A 25478-nucleotide genomic window follows, 5' to 3' on the forward strand; every position below is an offset into this window, starting at 1 on the left:
AATGTTAGACACTTTGATGTTATCTCGGATCCAATTTGCCACTAATATCAGTTTTCATATTTTATTTCCAACCATCACCATTGCCCTGTGCTGGTTTTTACTGTTTTTTAAAATTCGTTTTGATCAAACAGGTGACCCAATTTGGATGCGAGCCTATCGATTTTGGGTCAAAATTTTTGCTTTAACTTTTGCATTAGGTGTTGTGAGTGGCATTACCATGTCGTTCCAATTTGGCACTAACTGGCCAGGTTTTATGGAAACAGTAGGGAATATCGCGGGGCCATTATTAGGTTACGAAGTATTAACGGCCTTTTTCTTAGAAGCGACTTTTTTGGGTATCATGTTATTTGGCATCAAACGAGTCCCTCCTAAGATACATACACTAGCTACCGCGATTGTTGCTTTAGGTACAACCCTTTCTGCCTTTTGGATACTGTCGTTAAATTCATGGATGCACACACCTACCGGTTATGAAATGAGAGACGGTGTTGCCTTTCCTGTTGACTGGTTTGCCATCATCTTTAACCCGTCCTTCCCTTATCGTTTTTTCCATATGCTAATTGCATCAGCAATCACCGCTTCATTTTTAATTGCGGGCATCAGTGCATATCGATTATTACGTGGAGACAACAAACGAGCGCCTAAATTAACATTAAAGGTAGCGTTAACCGCCGCTATGTTACTTACCCCGCTACAAGCTTTTGTCGGTGATTTACATGGGTTAAATACTTTAGAACATCAACCACAAAAAATTGCGGCCATGGAAGGAGTCTGGGAAACAGAACAAGGCGCTCCACTGTTATTATTTGCCATTCCAGATGAAGAGACCCGCAGTAATCATTTTGAAATTGGTGTGCCCTACATGGCTAGTTTAATACTAACTCATGATATGAATGGTGAAATTAAAGGGCTTAATGAATTTGTAGGCAAACACCCGCCAGTTAAACCAGTTTTTTATTCATTCAGAATTATGGTTGGTTTGGGGTTGTTCATGTTACTAACCGCTTGGGTTGCTCGTCTCACTTTATTCAACAGAAATGAACTGCCAGCATGGATGTTAAAAGTACTCGTAGCTTTAAGTTTCTCTGGTTGGGTTGCCACTTTAGCCGGTTGGTACGTTACTGAAATTGGCCGACAACCTTACCTCGTTACCGACATATTAACCGTGAAACAAGCGGCTACCGACATCGCATCATCAAATGTCGCAATATCTTTGGCCTTATATTCCATTGTGTATATCGGTCTATTGTATGCGTATTTACACACTATTTTTGTGATGGCTCGTAGAGCGGTTGAAATCGAAGAAATAAGCGACAATGAAATGAACAAATCAACACTAAACACATTGGAGAATAACCATGTTTGATCAAAACACACTGGCGGTGATCTTCGTTGGGTTAATGGGATTATCGGTATTAATGTATGCCATATTAGATGGTTATGATCTAGGCGTTGGAATGTTAATACCAACTGATAATAGTGAACACGCTGATATCATGGTGGCATCCATAGGGCCTTTCTGGGATGCCAACGAAACTTGGTTAGTGTTAGCGGTTGGATTGTTATTAATTGCCTTCCCAGCTGCGCACAGTTTCACGCTTAAAGCCCTTTATTTGCCAGCAACCTTTATGTTAATTGGCCTTATTCTGCGTGGTGTTGCCTTTGATTTTAGAGCTAAAGCGTCATTTAGCCATCAACCAACATGGAACAAAATATTTAAGTTAGGTTCGTTAATTGCTTCATTAACACAAGGTTATATGTTGGGTATGTACGTAAACGGATTTGATACATCAATAACAGGTTATTTATTCGCAACCCTTAGTGCTATTGGAGTGAGCTCGGCTTACTGCTTTATTGGGGCAACGTGGTTGGTTATGAAAACCGAAGGGGAATTACAGCTTAAATCGATAAAGGTGGCGCAACGCACACTTATCATCGCATTTATAGGCATTGCTGCAGTATCCGCTACCAACTTACTATTTAATCCCGACATTTATGTAAAATGGTTTACTTTCCCTAACATCCTATTTTTGATGCCTATACCTATTGTATGTGCTGCCTTATTTACATTGGCTTTTGTTTTATTAAGGCGTTTACAAAACAATCCAGAACACGGCGCAGGTTTACCCTTTTTCCTTTGCATTTTAATTTTCACATTAAGCTTTGCTGGATTAGGTTTTAGTTTCTTCCCTTATATAGTGCCAAATCAATTAACTATTTGGCAGGCCGTGGCTGCGCCAGAATCCCTTAACTTCTTGTTATATGGCGCAATCGTCGTGGTCCCAACGATCTTAATGTATACCGCTTATTCATATCGAGTTTTCTGGGGTAAGGTACAAGAGTTACGGTATTATTAATGTCATCAACTTTTATTCCCCCTAAACCTTAAATGGGGTATATCAGTTAAAAGTAATAATCATGTCACCTCAGCATAAATGATTGAGGTGACATGACGTAAATAAAATGACCGATAAATAATAACAACAGACCTAAAGTTATAATTGACTTTTATCCCTCGCTAACGAATGCTGATGTTTTAATTGAACTGAAACTACATTCGTTATGATCTTAAATTCTATTCGACTTACCTTACTTTCCTCATTATTGGCATCAGTTACTTTTTCCGTTAGAGCCGATACATTATCTGACTTAAAAAATGTATTAACTAACTTACATGATGATGGCGTATTAGCTGTTGAGTACACCTCCAAATACACACAAAACCGTGGTAAGCAGTCTGATTTAAAAACCAAAAAAGGGTTTATCACATTATCTGCAAGTTATAACGAAAAAGGCTTACAGGTAGCGTATAACAAAGAAATACTCGATAAAGTCGCACAAGAAGAAACACTCAAAGAACAAGATGAAAACGCCGACACGCCTACGTTAAATGCCATGTACCGCGTAGAGAGTTCAGATTTATTAGAGATGATGTCCGCAGCCCCATCATTATTACGTTTTATTAATAAAGCTAAGTTTAAGACGGAAAAACAAGTTCAGTATCAAGATACACAAGCCAGAGAACTTATGTTTGATATGCCATTGGAAAGCATCATCACAGACCAAGAAACCCGAGACCATGTTGACGACTTTAAAGGGCAGTTCCGTTTGCTCGTCAACAGCAACAATATCCCCATTGAAAGCGAATTGACCTTCACCGGCAGTGGCAGTGCTTATGTTTTTTTTAGCATAAAACTCGCGCAAACAATTACCAATCAATATCAACTCTTGGGCAGTAGACTGGTTAATACAGGGCAATCTTATAGCAGAAAACAATCATCTACTTTTGGACAGTCTGATTCAAATGGCGAAAAAAAATTAACTATCATAACTGATAATAAAAATGAATTTGAAAGGAAGAGTTTAACCTGTAAGTTATGATTTTGGAGTATATCAATTATGGGCAATTACTGATTTATCCTATAAAATTCCGTTATCATTTTAACTATTTATAAAAAGTTAATTTACAGAGGAAAGGTTTAAATATGCAGTCCAAATCTAGCCAGTCACAAGGGTTATTACTTTTTAAATTAACTCAATTGCAAAATTTTGCATTAGGTACTTTGAAGATACAAGAAATTGTTCCTTATCAAGCGCTTACTCAAATACCTAAATCAAACCCTCATGTACTTGGGGCGGTACACATTAGAGGCAAATCCATTGCGGTTATCGACATGGCCGCTGCCGTTGGTTACCCTCCCATTTTAGAAGCCGATAGAGACTCTGCGGTTATTTTAATTACTGATTGTAGCCGTATAACGGTTGGTTTTTTAATAAGAAAAGTAGAACGTATTATTGAATGTAATTGGAAAAGTATTGAGCCTCCGCCTCAACAATTAGGCCATAAAACATACATTACAGGTATTACACGCTATGAAGACTCGCTAATTCAGTTACTAGATATTGAATTACTGCTCGCACAAATTCTTCCTGATGACGCCGATACCGCAATTGAAATTACAGGCGTTCAAAAAGGGTTATTGCAAAATTCACATATTTTACTCGTTGATGACTCCGCAACCGCTCGTAAACAGTTAGAAAACGCGCTAATAAATATCGATGTACCGTTTAAAGTTTGTAACAATGGCAATGATGCATTAGCCGTTATGAAAGCTTGTGCGGCCGAAGACAACCCAATTGATATCTTAGTCAGTGATATAGAAATGCCGGGGTTAGATGGATACGAGCTTGCATTTGAAGTTCGAGATACTAGCTTTTTAGCCAACACCTACATAATTCTTCACAGCTCTCTTTCCAGCAGTATGAGTGTCACCCGGGCAACCGAAGTGGGCGCTGACGTGGCATTAACAAAATTTGAAGCACAAGAACTTGTCAATGCCATGTTACGAGGAGCGAGTTAGAAATAGTTCTTAATCTTTTTTCCATTAAAGAATAAAAAGCTGCTGCACATGTGACATAATCAATAATACCTAGTGAATTAGTGGTAATTTATTAACTAGCTCTGGAGTTTTAATTCCAAAACAAAATTATATTTCTTCACCAGTGGCGTTCAAATGCGACTGCATTCGTTCTAACAAAGCACCTTCTATTGGTACTGCTTTGCCTGTTTTCTGATCCAACACGACAAATGTAATGTCCGCATCGGCTACCGCAACGTCAGTGCCTGCAATTGTGATCTTTTGATTAAACACAGCGCTTTTACCCCCACTTTAGACAAAGAAGTTTCAATGTCTAAAGTATGTCCCATCGTGGCAGAAGCTCTATAATTAATATTGATATTCACAATGACCCAAGCCAAACCTAAAGATTGGAAAAACTCAATATCGCCACTTTCTTCTAAATACTCCCAACGAGCTTCTTCTAAAAACTCTAAATATCGCGCATTGTTCACATGCTGATAAATATCTAAATGAAAACCGCGAACTTTGATTTGAGATGTGTGACTCATGTTATTCCTATCTTAATGTTCAATACTGGATTGGGCATTAATATGCCCTGATAATACTTTTATTTATTACGACGTTTTTTCTTTTTCTTATTATCTTCAAACGCTTGTTTCTTTGCTAAACGTTCCGCTTCTTGAATTTTACCAATGGCTTTCGCCTCGATGCCTTGCTCAACCGTTTCCAAAGTAATGGCACCTAGCGTTCCTGAGCGATAATCATTTAATATGATCTCAGACACTTTATATAAGTCAGCAATGCCACCTTTACGTACACATGCACGATTAACGGCTATCGCATCCATCACCTCTATTGGAGTAGCTGGCATGTCTTTTAATTGGTAACGTTCAATTAATAGTTCTGGGTAATGTTCCATCAAGTATTCAATGGCGTAATAAGCTATGTCTTCTTTTTCAGTAACGGTATCTTTAATGCCTCCCGTGATAGCTAACCGATACCCGCAATCTTCTGGCTCTAATTTAGGCCATAAAAATCCGGGCGTATCATGCAATACAATATTGTTGTCTAAACGAATACGCTGTTGGGCTTTAGTCACACCCGCTTCGTTACCCGTTTTCGCAATAATACGGTCCGCCAAAATATTAATAGTGGTGGACTTACCTACATTTGGAATACCACAAATCAGCGCACGCAATTGTTTATCTTGGCTAACTCGATGTGGCACCATTTCTGAGATGACATTTAATAAATCTTTAATTTGTTTTGTATCTTGTGATGTGACAGCAATTGCCGTGATACCACGTTCTTGCTGTAAATGTTCTAACCATCGTTGGGTTTGAATTGGATCAGCCAAGTCACTTTTATTTAAGATTTTAAGTACCGGAGTATCACCTCTAAGTTCTGGAACTAAAGGATTTTCACTAGAAAATGGAATTCTGGCATCAAGTATTTCTATGATCACGTCTACCTGAGGCATGATCTCTGCAATTTCTTTACGAGCTTTGTGCATATGGCCCGGAAACCAGTTAATTGCCATTTTATCTCCGTTCTATTTATCCGAAATGATTTCGAACTTAAGTTAATTGCCGTGATTTTACCGTGTTTATCTCACTTCATAAACGACTAATTGATTGTTTTAACTTTTACTTATAAATATTAGTCATAATTGTTGCCGAACATTGAAAAGCAGCCCACCTACCACCACAATAATAACCAAGTAAAATAATGGAAATGAATTATGAAAACAGCAGTTATTACCGGCGCTAACCGTGGTATTGGTCTGGCGATAAGCCAACAACTTGCAGCCAAAGGTTGGGATATTATTGCAATTTGCCGTTCTGAATCTGAAGAGATAGAGGCTATTGCCAGCATGGTTATTTCAGGAATTGATGTCACTAACCCTGAAGATATCCAACAGATTAAAAAAGTCATTGGCGATCAACAAGTCGATTTATTGATCAACAATGCAGGTTTATTAAAAGACGAAGTGCTTGGAAAAATTGATTACGACTCATTACGTGAACAGTTTGAAATCAATGCATTATCGCCATTACAAGTCACGGAAGCATTAATTCCAAACATGGTGGTGGGCAGTAAAATTGCGAACATCACAAGTAGAATGGGCTCTATCGCAGACAATGATTCGGGCGGCCGTTATGGGTATCGCGCGTCTAAAGCAGCTTTAAATGCAATTGGTAAATCCCTAGCAGAAGATTTAAAAACCAAAGGCATTGCTGTTGCGCAATTACATCCGGGCTGGGTACAAACGCGAATGGTTGAATTTAGTGGTTTGATCACAACAGAACAATCGGCAGCAGGTTTAATTGAACGCATTGAACAATTGGACTTATCAACAAGCGGTGGCTTTTGGCATTCCAATGGTGAAGAGCTGCCTTGGTAATCCCTTAATTTAATAATATCAATTATATAAAAACGGTCGTGTTTATTACTGTACAACCCTATAAATCAAATGGGTTATTGGGTACAATCCGGCACAAAATTAAAATCTAATTATTAGGAAATATTATGGTTGTTTTAACAACAAACTTTGGCGACATCAAAATCGAACTATTCGCTGAAGAAGCACCAAAAACTGTAGAGAATTTTTTAAACTATGTAACGTCTGGCTTTTATGACGGCGTTATCTTTCACCGCGTTATTCCTGGTTTCATGGTTCAAGGTGGCGGCATGTTACCTGGCATGGAAGAAAAAGACGGAAATGCATCTATTAAAAATGAAGCCAACAACGGTCTTAAAAATGACCGTGGTACATTAGCGATGGCACGTACACAAGAACCTCATTCAGCTTCTTCACAATTCTTCATTAACAGTGCTGACAATGCCTTCTTAAATTTCCGTTCAGAAACACCTGATGGTTGGGGCTACTGTGTATTTGCAAAAGTAGTTGAAGGCATGGACGTTGTAGATAAAATCTCTGCAGTTGAAACAGGTCGTTCTGGTTACCACCAAGATGTACCAACTGAAGAAGTTATTATCGAAAAAGCGGTTGTTGTTGAATAACACTTATTCGGTTGTTACATAATAGTTGAGTAACAACAACTTATAGGGCATCGTTGTGATGCCCTTTTTTATATAAGCTTATTTATTTTTTTAAATCACAGAAATTAAGAAACAATATGTCGTCTATTTTAGTCATCGCTGATTTACATTTAAGCTCTGAACGTCCAGACATTAGCCAATGTTTTTTTGATTTTTTAATTGCAGAATCAAACCAGCATAAAGCCTTATATATTCTTGGTGATTTATTTGAATCTTGGGTGGGAGATGATGATATCAATCCATTCACCCAACAAGTTGCTCAAGCTATTCACGACTTTTCGGCGCACACCTCCGTCTACTTTATTCATGGTAATAGAGATTTCTTGTTAGGTAAAAAATACGCCAAACGTTGTGGTATGACTCTATTAAGTGAAAGTCATGGCATTGTCGACTTTAATAAATCCATATTATTTATGCATGGCGACCAGCTGTGTTTAGACGATGTGGAATATCAAAAATTCCGCAATAAAAGCCGTACTTGGTGGTGGAAAACGCTGATGTTGTGTTTGCCCTTATCTTTTCGTAAAAATAAAGCGGCTGAATATCGTGCAATGAGTAAATTGAGTCAGATGGATAAATCCGACGACATAATGGATGTAGCAGAACGCGAAGTACAACGAGTGGTTCAAACATCAAACTGTGATTGGTTAATTCATGGGCATACTCACAGACCAAACATACACCAACTTGATCAGTATAAACAACGCATAGTTGTCGGCGATTGGTATACCCAAGGTTCGGTTTTACTATTATCTAATAACGGCGCAGAACTAAAGTCCTTGCCATTACCGACAAATTAAATCACATTTCAACTACGCGTGTTATTAAACACCCAATCAAATCCCTTAAATACAAAATAAAAATTATAAACATTCATAGGAGACAATTTGTGAAATTATCAACTTTATCCCTAGCACTAGGTTTAGTGGCATCTTTAGCACTTACTGGATGCGGACAAAATTCTACACCAAACTCCCAGCAAGAAGCCGCTAAGGTATCGCCAAACACGTTAAAACCAGAGTTTCAATCTCGTCTTGATATATACACACCGGTAACATTAACCGCTGATTTATCTCATTTATCGGCCAACCAAAAGAAAATGGTGTCTTTGTTAATTGATGCATCAAAAATAATGGATGCGTTATTCTGGCAACAAGCGTATGGCAAAAATAAAGATGCGTTTTTAGCGGGTATTTCTGATGCAAAAACACGTACTTACGCCGATGTAAACTACGGACCTTGGGACAGATTAAAAGGCGATGAACCATTTTTAGTCGGTCAAACTGAAAAGTCGTTAGGGGCACAATTTTACCCAGAAGATATGACCAAAGAAGAGTTTGAAGCCGCCGACATTATAGATAAAACTGGGTTGTATTCGGTCATTGAACGTAATGATAAAGGACAGTTATATTCAGTACCTTATTCTGTTTATTATCTAGAAGAGTTAACTAAAGCCTCTGAGTTATTACTTGAAGCTGCTAAATTGGCCAAAAACAAAGAATTTGCTAATTACTTAACCTTGCGTGCGGACGCCCTATTAACCGATAATTACCAACCATCTGATTTTGCTTGGATGGACATGAAGTCGAATACAATCGAATTAGTTTATGGCCCAATTGAAAACTACGAAGACATGTTATACGGCTACCGTGCCGCATTTGAAGCCTATGTGTTAATCAAAGATATGGCATGGAGCGAAAAGCTAGTTAAATACGCAGCGACACTACCAGCGTTACAAAAAGGTTTACCTGTTGATGCTAAATATAAAGCCGAAATGCCGGGCTCTAACGCAGAGTTAAATGCTTATGACGTAGTTTATTACGCTGGTCATTCTAATGCAGGTTCAAAAACCATCGCGATTAACCTACCAAATGATGAAGAAGTGCAATTACAAAAAGGCACCCGTCGTTTACAACTTAAAAATGCCATGCAAGCTAAGTTCGACAAAATTTTATTACCAATCGCCGACTTACTTATTGTGCCTGAGCAACGTGCAAACATTACCTTTAATGCGTTTTTTAACAACACTATGTTCCACGAAGTCGCTCACGGTCTAGGTATTAAAAACACCATTAACGATAAAGGCACCGTTCGTCAGTCATTAAAAGAACACGCGTCTGCTCTAGAAGAAGGTAAAGCCGATATTTTAGGTTTATACATGATCACTCAGTTATTTGAACAAGGCGTGATCACAGAAGGTAAACTAGAAGATTATTACACAACCTTCTTAGCGGGCATCTTCCGTTCAGTGCGTTTTGGCGCATCAAGCGCTCATGGTAAAGCCAACATGATCCGGTTTAATTACTTTGCAGAAAACAATGCTTTTAAACGAAATGAACAGGGTTTATATAGTGTTGATATGGCTAAGATGCGTGAAGCAATGAATGGATTATCTAACTTAATCTTAACCCATCAAGGTAACGGGGATTATCAAGCCGTCGCTAAGTTAGTCGCTGACAAAGGCGTCATTAAACCACAATTAAAAGCCGACTTAGAACGATTAACCACGGCAAACATTCCAGTGGATATTGTGTTTGAACAAGGTAAAGAAGTATTAGGTTTGTAACTTTCTACTTTTTACATACTGAGAAAAAGTAAAGGCTCCTTACGGAGCCTTTTTTATGCTTGTTGATTAAACTCAAACTTAGAATTTATATTGAGCCTTCATATAGTAGTAACCACCGTTGTAATCAAATGGACCACTTTCATAATAAACACCACCAAGTTCCGCATAAGAATCTTTTAACTTCTCAGCTTCTTGGTCTAATAAGTTATTAGCACCAACTGATAAAATTAATGAATCCATTAATGTGTAACTTACTTCAGCATCTAACGTCATAGCAGATCCCGCAACCTCAGAACCCCACTCCGAAGTATCATCAGCATGCGTTGCATAATATTCACCGTAGAAGTTACCACGAACCGTTAGGCTTAATTTATCCCAGCTTGGCGCGAATGTTAATGTTGCACGGTGAGCAGGAATACCATCTTCTAGACGACGTACTTTTCCTTCATTCGTAGTTTCTGGGTTAAACTTATCTACATTAGTATCTGTCCAGTTGTACGCTAAGCTGATCATAGTATCCGCACCCATGAACTCAGTTTCATAGTTACCAACTAAATCGATACCTTGTGTAGTTGTATCAAAGTCGTTTGAATAGTAAGTCACCGCTGAGATTAATTCAGGGTTTTGTACACCTGCGGCTTCTAGAGCCGTATAGTCTTCTGCTTCAACCGATATTTGGCTTGATTGAGCTAAACGTCCAGTTACTTCAATTGTGTAATAGTCTACTGTGATTAACAAAACGTCATTATCATAAACACCACCAAAGGCAAAACTTGTTGATTCTTCAGGTGTTAACTCTTTACCACCATAAAATGCAGCTAGTGGATTTGTAGGTGGAGCGATAAACGTCTGAATTAAGTCACCGCCTACAATTGATGTTTGCGTATTAACCACATTAGCTTGACCAACAGTCGGAGCACGGAAACCTGTGCTATGTGAACCACGAACAGAAAATTCATCATTTAATTGATATTGTGCCGTTACTTTATAATCTAACGTGCTACCAAAAGTAGAGAAGTCTTCGTAACGTAGAGCGGTACCAAGAAGGAAGTTATCGTTTACAAACGTTTCTAAATCTAGGTAAGCTGCAATATTATTACGGCTATTTTTACCCGCAGATTCAGGACCAAAGCCTTTAAATCCATGAGAACCAATGTTAAATCCTTGATCCGCATAAGGTCCTGCAATCCAAGATGACTCTTCACCAGCTGTAATTTCAAATGACTCTTCACGCCATTCTAGACCCGTTGCAACATTAACTAAATTAGCCATACCAAAGTCAATAGCTTTAACTAAGTCTAAGCCAACTGTAGTTTCTGATTGCTCATACGCACCCGTTTCAAAATCAGTCGGAGACGCTAAGCCCATTGATGGATTAAGAGAGTTTTTAAGATTAAAGGTCGCTTTATTGTTCCCCATAACCGCAGAAACATCATACATCCAACCTGCCATTTCACCTTTTACACCAGCGGCAAAAGACATGTCTTCAATTGAACCACCAAACAATGGAGTGTAACCACCAGGTTTAAGTTGGTTCATAGAGAAACAGTTTGAATCGGCAAGCATAGCTGCATATTCTGGCGTACTTAACACGTTACCTACATTAGCAGGGACAGTAGCACAGCTTGATTGGTCGCCATTTACGGCACCAACTAATAATGTTTCACCACCATCAACCGAGAATACATTGCCACGATTATGTGGGTTACGGTAATAAAAACCACCAGTTACATCACGTGACGATACATTACCAAATGCATATACTTTGGTATTTTCATCTAAATCAATACCTGAGTTTACGAATATAGTGTAATCATCTTTGATCTCTGGGTTACCCCAAATTTGTGCTGGATCTTCAATCGACGTATTACCAGCGGCTTTAATTGCAGCCGCATCAGGACGTTGAACACTTCGGCTCGTTGCATCTGCATTTTTTAATTGGAAACTTGCATTGATGAAACCATTTTCAGTTAATGGTAAACCAATGTTACCGTCAATAATGGTAGCCGCACCGTCACCTTCGTAGTACTCACCCGTTTTAACTGAGATTGAACCACCTTCTGAATCGTCTTTTAATACAAAGTTCATTACGCCAGCAATCGCGTCTGAACCGTATTGAGCAGCAGCACCGTCACGAAGCACTTCAACTTGCTGTAGTGCTACGCTTGGAATAACTGAAATATCTGGACCTTGAGCACCATCGTTTACACCGCCCCCTTGGAATGCGATAACAGATGCACGATGACGACGTTTACCATTTAATAATAGTAAGGTGCTATCAGACGGTAAGCCACGTAGGTTCACTGGACGAATTAACGTAGCAGCATCACTGATTGGTTGGGCACGCACGTTAAAAGATGGAACGGTTGACGCTAACATATCTAACATGTCAGTTGCGCCATTACGACCCAACTCGTCACCGCCAATGATATCGATAGGGACTGGAGAGTCATTTACTGAACGAGGTGCTGCGCGCGAACCGACAACAGCAATACGCTCTACGTTTTCTACTTTATCGCCTTCTTCAGCAAAAGCAGAAGTTGACGCAGCAGTTAAAGCTAAACCTGACACTAATGACAGTTTAACCATTTTTGATAGTGGTGATAGTTTAAACATATTTATTCCCATATTCATGTTGGTATTTTTTTGATTTTTATAATTATTATTTGGTGCCTAATAGTGAACTTCACATTAAGCTAATTAATAAAGTACTAGTGATCGTGAGAATTACAACTAAAAACGTGCAGGAATTGTAACTTTGAGTAAAAAATGCATGATTTGTGTAAAATTTATACCAAATCATAAAAAACACGGGATGGATTTAATGTTTTCAAAGACAGACTACGAGTCTGCCTTAGTGCCGAGTTTGGCTTTTTGAGCTGAGTTTTAATTAAATTAGTTTAAATTACGCCATTAGATACATTTTCTAACATAGTTAAAATGTGTTCAACAGGTTGCGCGCCTTCCATTCCATAAGCTTCATCTATGATAAAAAACGGAACAGATTGAATGCCTAATTCTTTGGCTAAGGCTTCATCTTCTTTAACTTGTGCACTGTAACCATCTGAGTTTAATACTTGCTCTGCTTTATCTTTATCAAGACCAGCCTTGGCTGCGATAGTCAACAGTATGTCACTTTTGCTGATCAGTTCACCTTTTGAGAAAAAACTCTCAAACAATAAGTTTTGTACTTCCTGTTCTTTGCCACTTTCACTGGCTAAATGAATTAACCGTTGTGCATTAAACGTATTAGTCGGTTTATTATTATCAAAATCAAAATTGAGGCCTATTTCAGCGCCTTGTTTGGCCATATCATCACAGGCAAGTTCAGCCCACTTTAATGGTTGATCATATTTTTTGGCTAATAACTCGTATTTATTTTCTTGGTAGGTTAATTCAGCGTTTGGATCTAACTCAAAACTACGCCAGATCACTTCAACATTTTCTTTGCCGTCAAATTTTTCTAGCGCCATTTCAAAACGGCGTTTGCCTATATAGCAATATGGGCAAGCGATGTCGGACCAAATTTCAACTTTCATTTTAGCTTTCATAACATTAATTGAGTTAATTTATTTATATCGTCTTTTTGTTATGCAAAGACTGTGCACAAAAAAAAGCTATTAGTAAATACCAATAGCTTTTGTATACATATACTCAAAAAACCTTATTATTCCAAATAATCGTTTAACGGCTTACTCACTTGTTTGAAATCAAACTCAGATATTTGTAATAACCATTTATCGTTATTTTTTTGTAACCAATAGGTGGGAGTTTCATCATCCGTTTTAAATAACTTCAAACTCATTTGTTGATTAGGTAAAGCTTGATGAGCAGCTTTATCAACATAATTTAAAATAAGCGTCTGATAAACCGGCATCTGATGCGACTCTCCAAGCTGCACGTCTTTAACCGTCAGGTTAATAATATTGCGTACTAAGCCTGTTAAAATGGAGTCATATTGTAATTTTTTACCTTCGACAGTCTCCACTAATTCGAAATTATCTTTTAACCTGACTTTATCATTCTCCTCAGATAATACAGTCAGCTCGTCAGTAACTGTAATGTCTGCACTCTCATCATCTGATTCTTTACGAACAATTGAAAACGAGTTTTCAGGCAAAGTAATATCAACTTGCCTTATTTGTGCATATTCTATTGGCACTATGTCAGGCTTTAGCCAATCACTGCTGGCTTCTGGTAAATCGATATCCAAGTCAACTAAGTAGGTTTGTGACGACCCCGCTAGCCGAACGTAACGTCCACTTGCCGATGTACTTTCGTTGCCCAACAATACTTGAATGGATTGTTCTTTAGACTCAAAAGTTAATAAAGTGGCTACACTGGTTGGCTTATCTATGTTTTGTAATCCTAAGCGACTAAAATATTTATCTTGTTTGGTTTTTAACTCGATAATCTTCGCATCTTTTAGGCTTTGCAATAACTTAGATAATTGAGCGGTATCCACTGGGTAATCAAATTTATTTGATAGCAGCCATTGTCCGTTTACTTTTTTAACACTCATTAAGTCGTCATTTTTAGCCGTTTGCATTTTAATTACTTCAACTAAACTTGCGTCAAATTCAGTTAACAGCTGGGTCTTTTCAAAAGACTGTACGCCCTTATTTTTAGCGATAAAATAACTGCTAAAAAGTAATACAAAAACTCCAAATATTAAGGTTTTAATTAACAAATTAACGTTCACTAATAACTCCTACTGGTTTAATACTGTTTTATTAACCTTATCCACTTAACGCTATATTATTTTACTTGGTAAGATGCAGACATTTTGAGGCGGTAACGTCTTGCAAATAACGCCAAACCAAAAGTTAATAACAATGGGAATACAACAATATTTAATAACTTCACCGTCGTGCCTAACGACTCTATGTCTTTATTAAGCTGATGTTGCACTTCTCTTAGTTGTTTTCTTATCTCTAATTTTTTTGCAACAAATGACGCCAGAGCATCTTCCTGTTCTACCGTTAATACCAAAGCACTATTATCCATTTGCTGATTTTGTAACTGAGCTAATTGGCTTTCGGTTTCTTCTAACTGCTGCTGTAATTGTTGCTCTTGTTCTCTGAACTTAGCTTCAGCCTCAACCGTTAATTGTTCTACCACATCAAACGGGCGTTGGTATTGACCTCGTCCACGAATAGATAATAACGCTGAGTTGCCACCTAAATTATCCACGGCATTGATAACAAAGTCGCCGTTATTGGCAAAAGGCTGTAATATAGTTTCGCCAAAGAAGTTACTGCTTTGCACCCAAAACCTGTCGGTTAATAAGTCCGTATCAGCAACCACGATCAGTTGGATATCATCTGACGATTTTATCCAACCTTCTTCATCAATGCCCTCAGGCAAAGAATCAAATGCAGTATTGGCTGAACCACTGACTCTAGCCGCTAAAATTAGGTCGGCGTTTCTTGCCTCAAAATCATTTAATAACAACTCTGGGTTTTGCCCTGCCATTTGGTATTTAGCAATGTCAGTAAAGTCTGCATACTCAGAACTGGTCATTAATGGCGATAACGTTGTAGTCGCCCCCTCTACTAAACGTAATGCCCCTGCGCTGGCAACATTAATACTGGATAACGACGTGGTGACGACATCTTGTCCATTAATGTTGTCTTTATCTAAACCTATGTAACCTATATGTCTGCCTGGTTGTCCGTCTGGCATTCTAATTTCAAGGCCTTTAGCCGCATCTAATACAATGGCCGAGTCATCAAACTCAATGCCCCAAGCGCTAAATAAACTAGATAAGTTTGATGTTGAAGGTGCTGGCATGCCCATCATGTTTGCCCCTTGTTGATCAGAGTCGGCTGTTGGGTCAACAAACACTAACGTTTTTCCACCATTTAAAACAAATTGATCAATCGCGAATAACTGAGCGTCCGTTAAGTCTTTTGGATGCACAAGCATTAATACTTTTGTATCTTCAGGAATCGTTTCAGCAGTTGGTTCTAGTACTTCTACTTGGTACAACTGTTCTAACTGAGATAACACCGCCCATTGTGGTAATGCTTGAGGCTGACCCATTTGCATTGCCATGGGATTTGGATTCATCCCTCCTTGGATTGGTAATGAAGATAATACTGACACTTTCACGGGCGTTGGATCCGACAACCTGTGCACTAACTTACTCAGTTCATATTCCAATAAACTTTCTTGGCTAGGGTCAAAAAACGCAATGATTTCTTTGTCATCTAATGAGTTTGTTCCGGCTAAACCAAAGTAAATAGAGTCACCAGCGGCATTAATAGGTGCAGCCACCAATCCCATTTCAGCAGCTTTATCTTCCGCTTCTGAAAAAGCTTCTGGGTCGATGATCTGCAGTTTTATTTTGCCACCAGCGTACAATTCATATTCTTGTAACAGTGACTTCACTCTATTAGCGTAATTTCTTAGCGTGGTTAACCCTTCAGACGCCTTATTTGAAAAAAAGAAATATAAGGTTATTGGCTCTTCTATTGCCGATAATACTTGATGGGTCCCCTCGGTAATTGAATACACATTGCCTTGAGTTAAATCCAATCTGGTTTTGTTAAATATCGTATTGTTTAATAAAACTAAGGTTAAAAATACAAACGCGATGGCTACTAAAGCAGTAGTAAATGAAACACGTTTAACTGATGATTTTGAATGCATTTGGTTCTCCATTTTACTCTTCACCTTAACTTGCCTTTTTGTCTTCAATAATGACTAAACCAGCGGTTAACCAACTGACAATTACCAAAAGGAAATAACCCACATCGTTGAACGCAATGACGCCTTTAGCAATGGAATCAAAATGTTGGATAAATGACAGCGACGCAATAACATCTATGGCCCCCGTTGGTAAGACGCCTTTAAACGAATTAATCACCGCTTCTGTGCCACTTAATACGAACAAGAAGCTAATTGAAACGGATAAGATAAACGCCACGACTTGGGATTTAGACAACGCAGACATACAAATGCCTATGGCTAAAAACGCCCCCGCCATTAACCAACTGCCAATATAAGCGGCTAAGATAACGCCGTTATCTGGCTGGCCTAAAAAGTTGATGGTTGCCCAAAGTGGGAAGGTGAACACTAACGCTAACCCTAATACCAACCAAGCTGAGACAAACTTAGCCACCATGGCTTGCAGTGCTGTGATAGGCAGAGTCATTAGAAGCTCAATACTGCCACTACGTCGTTCTTCGCTCCAAGAACGCATTGCAAAAGCAGGCACTAAAAATAGGTATAACCAAGGATGGAAATTAAAAAATGGCAATAAGTCGGCCTGGCCTCGTTCAAATAAAGACCCTAAATTAAAGGTCATAATGCCACTCATGATTAAAAAGATAGCAATAAACACGTACGCAATAGGCGTTGCAAAAAAAGACATAAACTCACGTTTAGTCAAAATTGAGATCATTGATAATTGATTCATATTAGAAACTCCTTATGCGTCAACGGCGTTAGTTGAAGAAGTGGTTAACTCACGGAAGATATCGTCAAGCCGCCCTTGTTCACTGTAAATAGCGTCAAACTGCCAGCCTAAAGCTTGTACTTTGTCATACACGCTAGCAAAAATATTATGACCTGATGTTGGTAATACCGTTATCTTATTTTTACCGTCAACAACCGAAGCCACATGAGGTAATGATTTAAGTTCATCGCCATTTTCAACGGCTTGAGTCAGCTCGATGGTGACCGCGTGATGATAAGACGATTTTTCTTGAAGTTGTTGCGGTGTGCCATCAAATATTTTAGTGCCGTTAGCAATTATCAAGGCTCGGTTACACACAGCGGTGACTTCTTCCAATATATGAGTGGATATAATAACAATCTTGTCTTTGGCTAAATTTTTGATTAATTCACGTACATGATGTTTTTGATTGGGATCTAACCCATCCGTAGGTTCATCTAAGATAAGAACTTTAGGATCATGAATAATGGCTTGAGCTAAACCAACTCTGCGTTTAAACCCTTTTGATAAATTTTCTATGCTCTTATCTAATACAGAAGCAAGCTCCACGCTTTTAATAACTCGTGCAATGCGGACTTGTTTTTTACGCCCTGTTAAACCACGAACATCCGCAATAAAACTTAAAAACTGCAACACCGTCATATCGCCATATGCCGGTGCACCTTCAGGTAAATAACCTAAACCTTGTTTAATGGTCAGCGCATCTTCTTTTATATTTAAACCATTAATAGTGATAGAGCCTGAACTGGCGGCTAAAAAGCCAGTGAGCATTTTCATGGTGGTGGATTTACCTGCACCATTGGGGCCTAAAAACCCAACCACTTCACCGGGGTTAATATCAAATGATAAGTCATTTACAGCGACAAAATCGCCAAATCGTTTGGTTAAATTTTTTATTTTTATCATGTACTTACTCATGCCTATTATCTATGCCAACACTCAGTTCACACACCGAGTGTGTTAAACAATTGCAAAAATTATATTGTCGATTTTTTTCAATTCAAGGTGTCTAAATTTGATTTTTATAGTATTTATTTTTAGTCACCCAAAAATACTAAATGCCGATACTACACTAACAATGTTATTAAAAATGCACAGATTAACATTCCCCTATGTAACTTGACTGTTTAGAATGCCAATATAGAAGTTTAAACTGAGCCAAAGTTCAATATATGCCGCACACTTATTCCCTTTCTCCTATTGGAGAAATTGACTCACCTTTTAAAGAAAAGTTTGGTATTCCAAGACAACCGGGGCTTTGTAATGCGGCACTTGGCAGTATTAAATTATACGGCGATGCTAATAATGAGATGGCCGTTAAGGATTTAACGCAACATAGCCATATTTGGCTCTTGTTTCTGTTTCATCAAAACCTTGAACAAGGTTGGAAGCCAAGTGTACGTCCTCCTCGTTTAGGTGGAAATCAAAAAACAGGGGTTTTTGCTACCCGTTCCACATTCAGACCAAATGGCATAGGTATGTCGGCAGTTAAATTACTTGGTGTTAGGCAATCAGGGCAACAGTGGTTTGTTGATGTGCAAGGTGTAGACTTATTAGATGGTACGCCTGTGGTGGATATAAAACCTTATATTCCTTATTCAGACAAGATTGAACAAGCCCATTCCGACATGGCAGACAGCGCACCAACGCAAAGCCTTAATGTTGTGTTTTGCAAACAAGCACAAACTCAGCTGAACCAATATCAGAAAGTAACTAACAACCAATATCCGCATTTAGAGCAGTTGATTTCACAAGTTTTGCAACAAGATCCAAGACCGTCATATAAACAAAATAAACCCGATGATAAAATCTACGGAATCCGTTTATACGATATTAATATTCGCTGGCAAGTCACCAACAATCGATGTGATGTACTGGCAATAGAATTGGATAACGAACAAACACAGGAGATTAAAGGTAAATGAACGTTATGATATTAAGAAAATTTAAGTTAATGACTTTGTTAACCTTCTTTATATTGTTGCCTCTTCAATCATACGCAGAGATTAACCTACCGCCTTTGCCTGAGCCTGTCACCAGCAATGCCGTTGCTTCCGTTTCCATAAATGGCAAACAAACTATTTTGAGTTTTTCTGGTTTAAGTGCGGATAAAAAAATCACCAGTATGCACAATAAAGCTTGGAAATTAGAGATTAATACCGATGGCTCTAAACCTGAAGAATCCGCTAACTGGCAAAGTATCACGCCGCTTCCCTCTTTGCAGGAACCTTTAGGTCGTTTAGCAAGTTCCGCTGTTGGCATAAATGACAGTGTCTATATATTTGGTGGCTACAACTTAGGCCGCTCACGTTCTTTTGACACCGCGCCCGGTGTGTACAAATACCATGTACCAACTGACTCTTATGCCCAATTAGAGCCTATGCCAGTATCCGTTAATGATGCACTCACTTTGGTTTACCGCGATCGTTATATATACGTGATTTCTGGCTGGCAAAACGATGGTGCCATAAACCTAGTACAAGTTTACGACACATTAAAAAATGAATGGTTTCAAGCCAGCCCATTCATAGGTACCGCCGTTTTTGGCCACGCTGGCGGCATTGTTGATAACGTTATCATGGTGTGTGACGGCGCAAAGATCACGGCGCAATTTGCAGCCAATAAAACCATCGACCAAGAAACCAATTGTTATTTAGGCGAGATCAACGTCACCCGTCCAGACAAAATAAACTGGGTTCAATGGGTACACCCAACGGATCAAGGGCGATTCAGAATGGCCGCGTCTGGTGATATAGAAAACGACAGGATAATCTTTATTGGCGGCACAAATGCCCCACACGATGTTGCAGGTAAAGCAATTAACAGTCATTCGCAAAGTGATAAACCATTAACACCTAACAACGAGATTTGGAGCTACTACATCACCAAACGCTCATGGCAAGTCACCAACAGTAAACACGCAACTATGGATCACAGAGGGCTATTAAACATAAACGGCAACTGGGTAACCATAGGTGGCATGTTAGATAAACAGGCTGTGACGAATAAAGTGATTACTCACATTGGGGGATAGTTACGAGTGGCGAGAGCGTTAGTTTCGAGCTGCGAGCCACGAGTTTCGAGGAGAAGCTAAAAGAGTAAGCCGTAAGCCGTAAGCCGTAAGCCGTAAGCCGTAAGCCGTAAGCCGTAAGCCGTAAGCCGTAAGCCGTAAGCCGTAAGCCGTAAGCCGTAAGCCGTAAGCCGTAAGCCGTAAGCCGTAAGCCGTAAGCCGTAAGCCGTAAGCCGTAAGCAAAAAAGGTTACGAGCTTTGACAATGATTACCAATTTATTCTTATAATTATTTAGAATAAATTGAGTGGGTGGCTCTTAATTCTAGCTGCGAGAGACGAGTTTCAAGGAAAAGCTAAATGCTGGAATTAAATAACTAACAGTTTCAATTATGCCGAACTTTAAATCAAAGTGATCTGACCCCATTGATTCGGGAACGATTTTAACGCCTTGTTAAGCATACATGCTCTCCACGTAGTACGTGACCCCAAGCGAAACAAAAATGAAAGAAGCATTGATAGACGCCCGAATTGGCCAAGCAAGATGCCCATACAATATTCCTGCTTTTTGTGACGCTATAACCATTAACCCCATTATCCCAAACCACGGTGTAAAAAACACAACGGTTTTCCACTTTACGATTGATACAGCTATATCGTGAAGCGCGCCACTCACTAAGAATGTGATGAGAGTGGCTATAGAGATAGGCAAAAAATTGGTAAGTGGTCGCATTACATTGCGAGATAAATAATAGCTCCAGATAGGATTCCAATAGCGCCAAAAAACGGGGAAAGATTTTGCACCGAAAGATCGTGCAAGCATATTTCTCATAGAGTGGCTTGCACCCAAAGGAACACCATTTCGTTTCTTAACATATTGTGAAAGTGACAATGTACTGTGCATGATAATTCCGTATGCCTAACGAGGCTGTAGAATTTCTCATTCCCAGCCAATTCTTTTAAATAAAAAACACAGTATTTCACATCTTTCTAAGATTCAATAACTGATTATATTTTCAATAATAGTTTTTGTTAAATTGCGTTTGATGTGGATTTATAGAGCTAATTAATGACGTGAGGCTTAATGTGGGTATAAAGGCCTAACTCTTGAGCTAATGTAAACTCTTCCTTAACTTCTCTATGTTATGAACAAGGCAATACATTTGCCATTGGGTATTTACTCTGTCTTGCCCACGTAAATCAAAGTGTTCTGACCCCATTGATTCTTTGCATCCCAAAGTACGCTATTAAAAACGTAAGAATCAGTGTTCCTAAAGTTAATATAGAGAAAGCTGAAGTTACAGTAGCAAATGTCATATTTTCAGCATCACCGTCTAAAAACATAAAAAGCCCCCTTACTAACATGCAAGCAACCATAACCGGATATAAAAATGTAAAAGACAATTTCCAATTTTTAATAAACTCTTTATCAATTTTCAAATTCAACTCTCCTTCTTATACCAAATTTATTAAAAGCAACCGTCACACAATTGAAATCGGTTCAAGTAAATTAGTAAACTGCATTAAATATTCCTTAATTACTGAAACAACTAACGCCAACCAATGGGTTTTTAATTGTTGATTATAATTGACGAGGAAAGAACGACATCAAACTCTTATTTGTCCTGCTCGAGTTTGTTGTTAGTACTTGATGGAGCCTTACGTTTTAGTAAAAAATATGTCACACCTAAAGAGATAGTGACTAAAGCTAGTCCAATAATGTGTTCAGCTGAAACAATTTTAAGGTCTAAGACTATTATTTTTCGTGCAACCGCCATGAGTGCCGTTGCCACAACTAACTCAACTGGGATGATATGTGAGCCAAGGTATAATCGAATATTAATAAATATTTCTACAGCGATTAATACAATCATGAATGCACCGAAGACTTGAAGGATATCTTCTACGTCCAGAAGGAAGTATGGTGGTGCTGATAATCTCATATAAAGAACATAAACAACGTCGGCAATACTCCAGTAGATAACTAACACCATCAATATAGCGAGTATTTTAATCGCAAATCTAATATTAGAGTGTAATAAATTCAGTAATTTATCTGACGTATTTTCAGGTAACTCTTCATGCTTCATAATTTCTCCAGAGGTAAACGTATAGTGCGGAAAGCCAACGATTTAATATCGACCCAATGGGTCAATTGATGACTATTAGAGCAAACAGGTGCTGTATTCTACAAGTTAAAACATTTTTAATATTGTGTTGGGAAATAACCGACTGTACATTCAGGTTAAACGTTAAAGTTCATCGTTACTAGACAAATCAAGTAAACAAAACGATAAAACTACTGCCAATCCCAACTCACATTAGAAACCAACAAACACCCATCACATTTAAAATCAAACAAACCATGTAATGGTTCTTTATGATTCTCTGTTGTGAAAAGCCAATCACCATCACAACTAGGGCAACGCCTTTGTTGTTCAGCCTCCAAACTTTCCCCACCAACACGATACAAATATTGATACACAGGTACGTTTAGTTCTTGTTGAATAGTTTTGGCTATCGCATCGCCGGTTTGTAATAGCTCACTGTTGATCTGACCCAACTGCTCAATAACAAAAGGTTCTATTTCCGTTAACTGATTCATTTGTAATTGATCACAGGCCGCTTGGCTTTCTTGCCATTTAATTAACGGTTTTCTTACCGACTCTGGCATTTTGTATAAAGGCACTGGCGAAAAATGTTCCATACAGCGCAGCGGTGAACAAGACTGTACATAAGTAGAATATAAAATAAGCGCATTAGGTGTTGCACAGCCATCCACAAAGTCAGACTGACACTCCAAACCTTTTAGCTTAAATTCAGGGGTTGATAAGCCTAATTTTTTTAATCGCTCAAAACCTTGAATAACCTGTAAATTGTTATTTTTAACCGCTAACGAATCTTGTTCAGGACAAACAAATATAATTTCAAATTTGTTTTCAACCAAAGTCACTGGAAACTCGCGGCCAATGATCTGTCCGTTATATCTGTATTGGTCTAATAACATGGAGATAGCGTGTTGTGCTTCATCAAGTTCTACGTCTAATTCACATTCAAAAGACAACTGGCATACATACATTTAAGGCTTCCTTTTATTACTATTTTAACTAACTAGCGAGGCTTTTTAGCCTTAAGCGGTAAAATAACATGAGTTATTTCATTTTAACTGTTTAATACTCAGGGTTTGATTGCTAAAATCGCCGCCATTCTAGCCTAATAACCATAAATTCATTAGGCGTTATTTTATATTTTTAGTTAACGGATCAAAAACCAATGCGTACTAGCCAGTATATAATTGCTACTTTAAAAGAAACTCCATCTGACGCTGAAGTTATCAGCCATCAGTTAATGTTAAGAGCCGGTATGATCCGTAGGCTCGCTTCTGGTTTATACACTTGGTTACCCACTGGTTTAAAAGTTGTTCGTAAAATTGAACAAATAGTCCGTGAAGAAATGGAAAACGCAGGTGCGATAGAAATGTTAATGCCTGTAGTTCAACCTGCTGATTTGTGGTTAGAATCTGGCCGTTGGCAAGAATACGGTCCAGAATTGTTACGTATTAAAGACCGTCACAACCGTGACTTTGCGCTTGGCCCAACTCACGAAGAAGTAATAACCGAATTTGTACGTAAAGAGATCAACAGTTACAAACAGTTACCGCTTAATTTCTACCAAATCCAAACTAAATTCAGAGACGAAGTTCGTCCTCGTTTTGGTGTGATGCGTAGCCGTGAATTTATAATGAAAGATGCTTATTCTTTCCATTTAGATCAAGAGTCATTACAACAAACTTACGACAAAATGTATCAAGCGTATTGCAATATCTTTACTCGTTTAGGTTTGGACTTCCGTCCGGTTATTGCAGACACAGGTTCTATTGGTGGTGATGCCTCTCATGAATTCCATGTACTTGCTGATTCTGGTGAAGACGATATCGCGTTCTCAACTGAAAGTGATTACGCTGCTAATATTGAAAAAGCAGAAGCCTTTGCGCCACAAGATGCGGCGGATGCACCAACACAAGAATTAACCTTAACCGACACACCAAATGCTAAAACCATTGCTGAGTTGGTTGAACAGTTTAATGTTCCTGTAGAAAAAACCGTTAAAACCTTAATTGTTAAAGCGTCTGCTGAGTGTGTTGCTGAAAACGGCGCTGAATACGTGGCGTTAATTGTTCGTGGCGACCATGAGCTTAATGAAATAAAAGCGGAAAAATTAGCTTTTGTTGCTGAGCCTTTAGAAATGGCTTCCGAAGATGCAATTAAACAAGTTATGCAAGCTTCACCGGGGTCTTTAGGGCCAATTAATTGCCCTATTCCAGTAATTGTAGACAGAGCCGCTGCCGTTGCTTCTGACTTTAGTGCAGGTGCTAACCAAGACGGTAAACATTACTTTGGCATTAACTGGGAGCGCGATTTAGCACTACCGGTTGTTGCTGATATTCGTAATGTAGTTGAAGGTGATATAAGCCCTTGTGGTAAAGGCGTATTAACCATTAAGCGTGGCATTGAAGTTGGTCATATATTCCAACTTGGCACTAAATACTCTAAAGCCATGAACGCTGGTGTATTAACGGAGACGGGCAAACATCAAGTATTAGAAATGGGTTGTTACGGTATTGGCATTACACGTATTGCGGCGGCTGCCATTGAGCAAAACCATGACAAATACGGTATTAAATGGCCATTAGCATTAGCACCATTCACGGTTGCGATTGTACCAATGAACATGCATAAATCTCATCGTATTCCTGATGTTGCTCAAAAGATTTATGACGAATTAAAAACCGCTGGCATTGAAGTCTTATTCGATGACAGAAAAGAACGTCCGGGTGTTATGTTTAACGACATGGAATTAATGGGTATTCCACATCAAATTGTTATTGGTGAGCGTAACCTTGATACTGATCAAGTTGAGCACAAAGACCGTAACTCTGGCGAAAAAACACTTTTATCAATAGACGAAGCGGTTTCGTTTGTTGTTAATAAAATAAAAAATACATAATTAAAAAGTAA

24 protein-coding genes and 1 pseudogene are annotated in these 25478 nt (G+C 38.6%); 11 read left to right on the forward strand and 14 right to left on the reverse strand.

Annotated features, from left to right (window positions below; all coding sequences use genetic code 11):
• The first annotated feature begins 1 nt into the window (after position 1).
• The 4 genes from RT723_RS08500 (at position 2) to RT723_RS08515 (ending at position 4361) form a co-directional block, all read left to right on the forward strand.
• Positions 2-1366, forward strand: coding sequence for a cytochrome ubiquinol oxidase subunit I (locus RT723_RS08500; protein ID WP_315946651.1), 1365 nt, complete (start codon positions 2-4; stop codon positions 1364-1366).
• Complete coding sequence (gene cydB, locus RT723_RS08505) at positions 1359-2357, forward strand: cytochrome d ubiquinol oxidase subunit II (protein WP_315946652.1); 999 nt, start codon at positions 1359-1361, stop codon at positions 2355-2357. The genes RT723_RS08500 and cydB overlap by 8 nt, the downstream gene beginning before the upstream one ends.
• 205 nt (positions 2358-2562) lie before the next feature.
• On the forward strand, positions 2563-3381 hold the full coding sequence (locus tag RT723_RS08510) for a hypothetical protein (RefSeq protein ID WP_315946653.1): 819 nt from the start codon (positions 2563-2565) through the stop codon (positions 3379-3381).
• A gap of 104 nt (positions 3382-3485) precedes the next feature.
• Positions 3486-4361, forward strand: coding sequence for a chemotaxis protein (locus tag RT723_RS08515; RefSeq protein WP_315946654.1), 876 nt, complete (start codon positions 3486-3488; stop codon positions 4359-4361).
• Between the two features lie 126 nt (positions 4362-4487).
• Here the strand turns inward: RT723_RS08515 and RT723_RS08520 are convergent, their stop codons facing one another.
• Genes RT723_RS08520 through ylqF form a run of 3 tightly spaced genes read right to left on the reverse strand, consistent with a single transcriptional unit; the run spans position 4488 to position 5901 of the window.
• Positions 4488-4652, reverse strand: coding sequence for an acyl-CoA thioesterase family protein (locus tag RT723_RS08520; protein ID WP_315946655.1), 165 nt, complete (start codon positions 4650-4652; stop codon positions 4488-4490).
• The gene (locus tag RT723_RS08525) at positions 4607-4909 is read right to left on the reverse strand and encodes an acyl-CoA thioesterase (RefSeq protein ID WP_315946656.1); all 303 of its coding nucleotides are present in this window, start codon (positions 4907-4909) and stop codon (positions 4607-4609) included. Before RT723_RS08525 ends, RT723_RS08520 begins: the two co-directional genes overlap by 46 nt.
• 59 nt (positions 4910-4968) lie before the next feature.
• A complete protein-coding gene (gene ylqF / locus RT723_RS08530) occupies positions 4969-5901 on the reverse strand; it encodes a ribosome biogenesis GTPase YlqF (RefSeq protein WP_216054231.1) in 933 nt (310 codons plus the stop codon).
• A 201-nt stretch (positions 5902-6102) separates the two neighbouring features.
• On the opposite strand from ylqF, the gene RT723_RS08535 reads away from it, so the two are divergent.
• From RT723_RS08535 to RT723_RS08550, 4 genes are all read left to right on the forward strand, one after another.
• Positions 6103-6765: an SDR family oxidoreductase gene (locus RT723_RS08535; RefSeq protein ID WP_315946657.1), complete on the forward strand. Its 663-nt coding sequence runs from the start codon at positions 6103-6105 to the stop codon at positions 6763-6765.
• 125 nt (positions 6766-6890) lie between these two features.
• Positions 6891-7385 carry a peptidylprolyl isomerase gene (locus RT723_RS08540; RefSeq protein WP_216054233.1) on the forward strand — a complete coding sequence of 165 codons (495 nt, stop codon included), beginning with the start codon at positions 6891-6893 and terminating at the stop codon, positions 7383-7385.
• Between the two features lie 116 nt (positions 7386-7501).
• Entirely contained in the window at positions 7502-8224 is a 723-nt protein-coding gene (locus RT723_RS08545; RefSeq protein WP_315946658.1) for a UDP-2,3-diacylglucosamine diphosphatase, read from the forward strand.
• Positions 8225-8313: 89 nt separating this feature from the next.
• The gene (locus RT723_RS08550) at positions 8314-9990 is read left to right on the forward strand and encodes a dipeptidyl-peptidase 3 family protein (RefSeq protein WP_315946659.1); all 1677 of its coding nucleotides are present in this window, start codon (positions 8314-8316) and stop codon (positions 9988-9990) included.
• A 78-nt stretch (positions 9991-10068) separates the two neighbouring features.
• On the opposite strand, the gene RT723_RS08555 is transcribed toward RT723_RS08550, so the two are convergent.
• The 6 genes from RT723_RS08555 to RT723_RS08580 all read right to left on the reverse strand — a co-directional run bounded on the left by RT723_RS08555 (position 10069) and on the right by RT723_RS08580 (position 18358).
• On the reverse strand, positions 10069-12606 hold the full coding sequence (locus tag RT723_RS08555; protein ID WP_315946660.1) for a TonB-dependent receptor plug domain-containing protein: 2538 nt from the start codon (positions 12604-12606) through the stop codon (positions 10069-10071).
• 284 nt (positions 12607-12890) lie between these two features.
• Positions 12891-13529 (reverse strand): DsbA family oxidoreductase, encoded by a 639-nt coding sequence (locus RT723_RS08560; protein ID WP_216054236.1) that lies wholly within the window; start codon positions 13527-13529, stop codon positions 12891-12893.
• Positions 13530-13657: 128 nt separating this feature from the next.
• On the reverse strand, positions 13658-14692 hold the full coding sequence (locus RT723_RS08565) for a DUF4340 domain-containing protein (protein WP_315946661.1): 1035 nt from the start codon (positions 14690-14692) through the stop codon (positions 13658-13660).
• Between the two features lie 56 nt (positions 14693-14748).
• Positions 14749-16644, reverse strand: a complete 1896-nt coding sequence (locus RT723_RS08570; protein ID WP_315946662.1) for a GldG family protein — start codon at positions 16642-16644, stop codon at positions 14749-14751.
• A 25-nt stretch (positions 16645-16669) separates the two neighbouring features.
• Positions 16670-17413, reverse strand: a complete 744-nt coding sequence (locus RT723_RS08575) for an ABC transporter permease subunit (protein ID WP_315946663.1) — start codon at positions 17411-17413, stop codon at positions 16670-16672.
• 12 nt (positions 17414-17425) lie between these two features.
• The gene (locus RT723_RS08580; RefSeq protein WP_315946664.1) at positions 17426-18358 is read right to left on the reverse strand and encodes an ABC transporter ATP-binding protein; all 933 of its coding nucleotides are present in this window, start codon (positions 18356-18358) and stop codon (positions 17426-17428) included.
• Between the two features lie 266 nt (positions 18359-18624).
• Here RT723_RS08580 and tsaA point away from each other — a divergent pair, with 266 nt between their 5' ends.
• Together tsaA and RT723_RS08590 are read left to right on the forward strand one after the other, a co-directional pair.
• Positions 18625-19377, forward strand: coding sequence for a tRNA (N6-threonylcarbamoyladenosine(37)-N6)-methyltransferase TrmO (gene tsaA, locus RT723_RS08585; RefSeq protein WP_315946665.1), 753 nt, complete (start codon positions 18625-18627; stop codon positions 19375-19377).
• Positions 19374-20486, forward strand: coding sequence for a Kelch repeat-containing protein (locus RT723_RS08590; RefSeq protein ID WP_315946666.1), 1113 nt, complete (start codon positions 19374-19376; stop codon positions 20484-20486). The genes tsaA and RT723_RS08590 overlap by 4 nt, the downstream gene beginning before the upstream one ends.
• Before the next feature lie 428 nt (positions 20487-20914).
• Here RT723_RS08590 and RT723_RS08595 read toward each other — a convergent pair whose 3' ends face one another.
• The 5 genes and pseudogenes from RT723_RS08595 to RT723_RS08610 all read right to left on the reverse strand — a co-directional run bounded on the left by RT723_RS08595 (position 20915) and on the right by RT723_RS08610 (position 23539).
• Positions 20915-21364, reverse strand: a complete 450-nt coding sequence (locus RT723_RS08595) for an MBOAT family O-acyltransferase (RefSeq protein ID WP_315946667.1) — start codon at positions 21362-21364, stop codon at positions 20915-20917.
• Positions 21365-21572: 208 nt separating this feature from the next.
• A pseudogene (locus RT723_RS18165) lies at positions 21573-21677 on the reverse strand (transposase); the annotation flags it as partial.
• Positions 21661-21900 (reverse strand): hypothetical protein, encoded by a 240-nt coding sequence (locus tag RT723_RS08600; protein WP_315946668.1) that lies wholly within the window; start codon positions 21898-21900, stop codon positions 21661-21663. The gene RT723_RS08600 and the pseudogene RT723_RS18165, both read right to left, overlap by 17 nt.
• Before the next feature lie 176 nt (positions 21901-22076).
• Positions 22077-22553 carry a phosphate-starvation-inducible PsiE family protein gene (locus tag RT723_RS08605; protein ID WP_428983651.1) on the reverse strand — a complete coding sequence of 159 codons (477 nt, stop codon included), beginning with the start codon at positions 22551-22553 and terminating at the stop codon, positions 22077-22079.
• A 206-nt stretch (positions 22554-22759) separates the two neighbouring features.
• Positions 22760-23539: a DUF2310 family Zn-ribbon-containing protein gene (locus RT723_RS08610; RefSeq protein WP_315946670.1), complete on the reverse strand. Its 780-nt coding sequence runs from the start codon at positions 23537-23539 to the stop codon at positions 22760-22762.
• Between the two features lie 194 nt (positions 23540-23733).
• Here RT723_RS08610 and RT723_RS08615 point away from each other — a divergent pair, with 194 nt between their 5' ends.
• Positions 23734-25467 (forward strand): proline--tRNA ligase, encoded by a 1734-nt coding sequence (locus tag RT723_RS08615; RefSeq protein WP_315946671.1) that lies wholly within the window; start codon positions 23734-23736, stop codon positions 25465-25467.
• Positions 25468-25478: the final 11 nt, after the last annotated feature.

The sequence above is a fragment of the Psychrosphaera aquimarina genome (genome assembly GCF_032461525.1).
GTDB lineage: Bacteria > Pseudomonadota > Gammaproteobacteria > Enterobacterales > Alteromonadaceae > Psychrosphaera > Psychrosphaera aquimarina.

Excerpts from the sequence above, each read along its gene's own strand:
- RT723_RS08575 (WP_315946663.1), bottom strand. The coding sequence starts at position 17,413 with ATGAATCAATTATCAATGATCTCAATTTTGACTAAACGTGAGTTTATG.
- cydB (WP_315946652.1), top strand. The coding sequence starts at position 1,359 with ATGTTTGATCAAAACACACTGGCGGTGATCTTCGTTGGGTTAATGGGA.
- RT723_RS08510 (WP_315946653.1), top strand. The coding sequence starts at position 2,563 with ATGATCTTAAATTCTATTCGACTTACCTTACTTTCCTCATTATTGGCA.
- RT723_RS08595 (WP_315946667.1), bottom strand. The coding sequence starts at position 21,364 with ATGCACAGTACATTGTCACTTTCACAATATGTTAAGAAACGAAATGGT.
- RT723_RS08515 (WP_315946654.1), top strand. The coding sequence starts at position 3,486 with ATGCAGTCCAAATCTAGCCAGTCACAAGGGTTATTACTTTTTAAATTA.
- RT723_RS08535 (WP_315946657.1), top strand. The coding sequence starts at position 6,103 with ATGAAAACAGCAGTTATTACCGGCGCTAACCGTGGTATTGGTCTGGCG.
- RT723_RS08590 (WP_315946666.1), top strand. The coding sequence starts at position 19,374 with ATGAACGTTATGATATTAAGAAAATTTAAGTTAATGACTTTGTTAACC.
- tsaA (WP_315946665.1), top strand. The coding sequence starts at position 18,625 with ATGCCGCACACTTATTCCCTTTCTCCTATTGGAGAAATTGACTCACCT.
- RT723_RS08525 (WP_315946656.1), bottom strand. The coding sequence starts at position 4,909 with ATGAGTCACACATCTCAAATCAAAGTTCGCGGTTTTCATTTAGATATT.
- RT723_RS08580 (WP_315946664.1), bottom strand. The coding sequence starts at position 18,358 with ATGATAAAAATAAAAAATTTAACCAAACGATTTGGCGATTTTGTCGCT.
- RT723_RS08560 (WP_216054236.1), bottom strand. The coding sequence starts at position 13,529 with ATGAAAGTTGAAATTTGGTCCGACATCGCTTGCCCATATTGCTATATA.
- RT723_RS08570 (WP_315946662.1), bottom strand. The coding sequence starts at position 16,644 with ATGCATTCAAAATCATCAGTTAAACGTGTTTCATTTACTACTGCTTTA.
- RT723_RS08555 (WP_315946660.1), bottom strand. The coding sequence starts at position 12,606 with ATGTTTAAACTATCACCACTATCAAAAATGGTTAAACTGTCATTAGTG.
- RT723_RS08540 (WP_216054233.1), top strand. The coding sequence starts at position 6,891 with ATGGTTGTTTTAACAACAAACTTTGGCGACATCAAAATCGAACTATTC.
- RT723_RS08500 (WP_315946651.1), top strand. The coding sequence starts at position 2 with ATGTTAGACACTTTGATGTTATCTCGGATCCAATTTGCCACTAATATC.
- RT723_RS08545 (WP_315946658.1), top strand. The coding sequence starts at position 7,502 with ATGTCGTCTATTTTAGTCATCGCTGATTTACATTTAAGCTCTGAACGT.
- RT723_RS08615 (WP_315946671.1), top strand. The coding sequence starts at position 23,734 with ATGCGTACTAGCCAGTATATAATTGCTACTTTAAAAGAAACTCCATCT.
- RT723_RS08610 (WP_315946670.1), bottom strand. The coding sequence starts at position 23,539 with ATGTATGTATGCCAGTTGTCTTTTGAATGTGAATTAGACGTAGAACTT.
- ylqF (WP_216054231.1), bottom strand. The coding sequence starts at position 5,901 with ATGGCAATTAACTGGTTTCCGGGCCATATGCACAAAGCTCGTAAAGAA.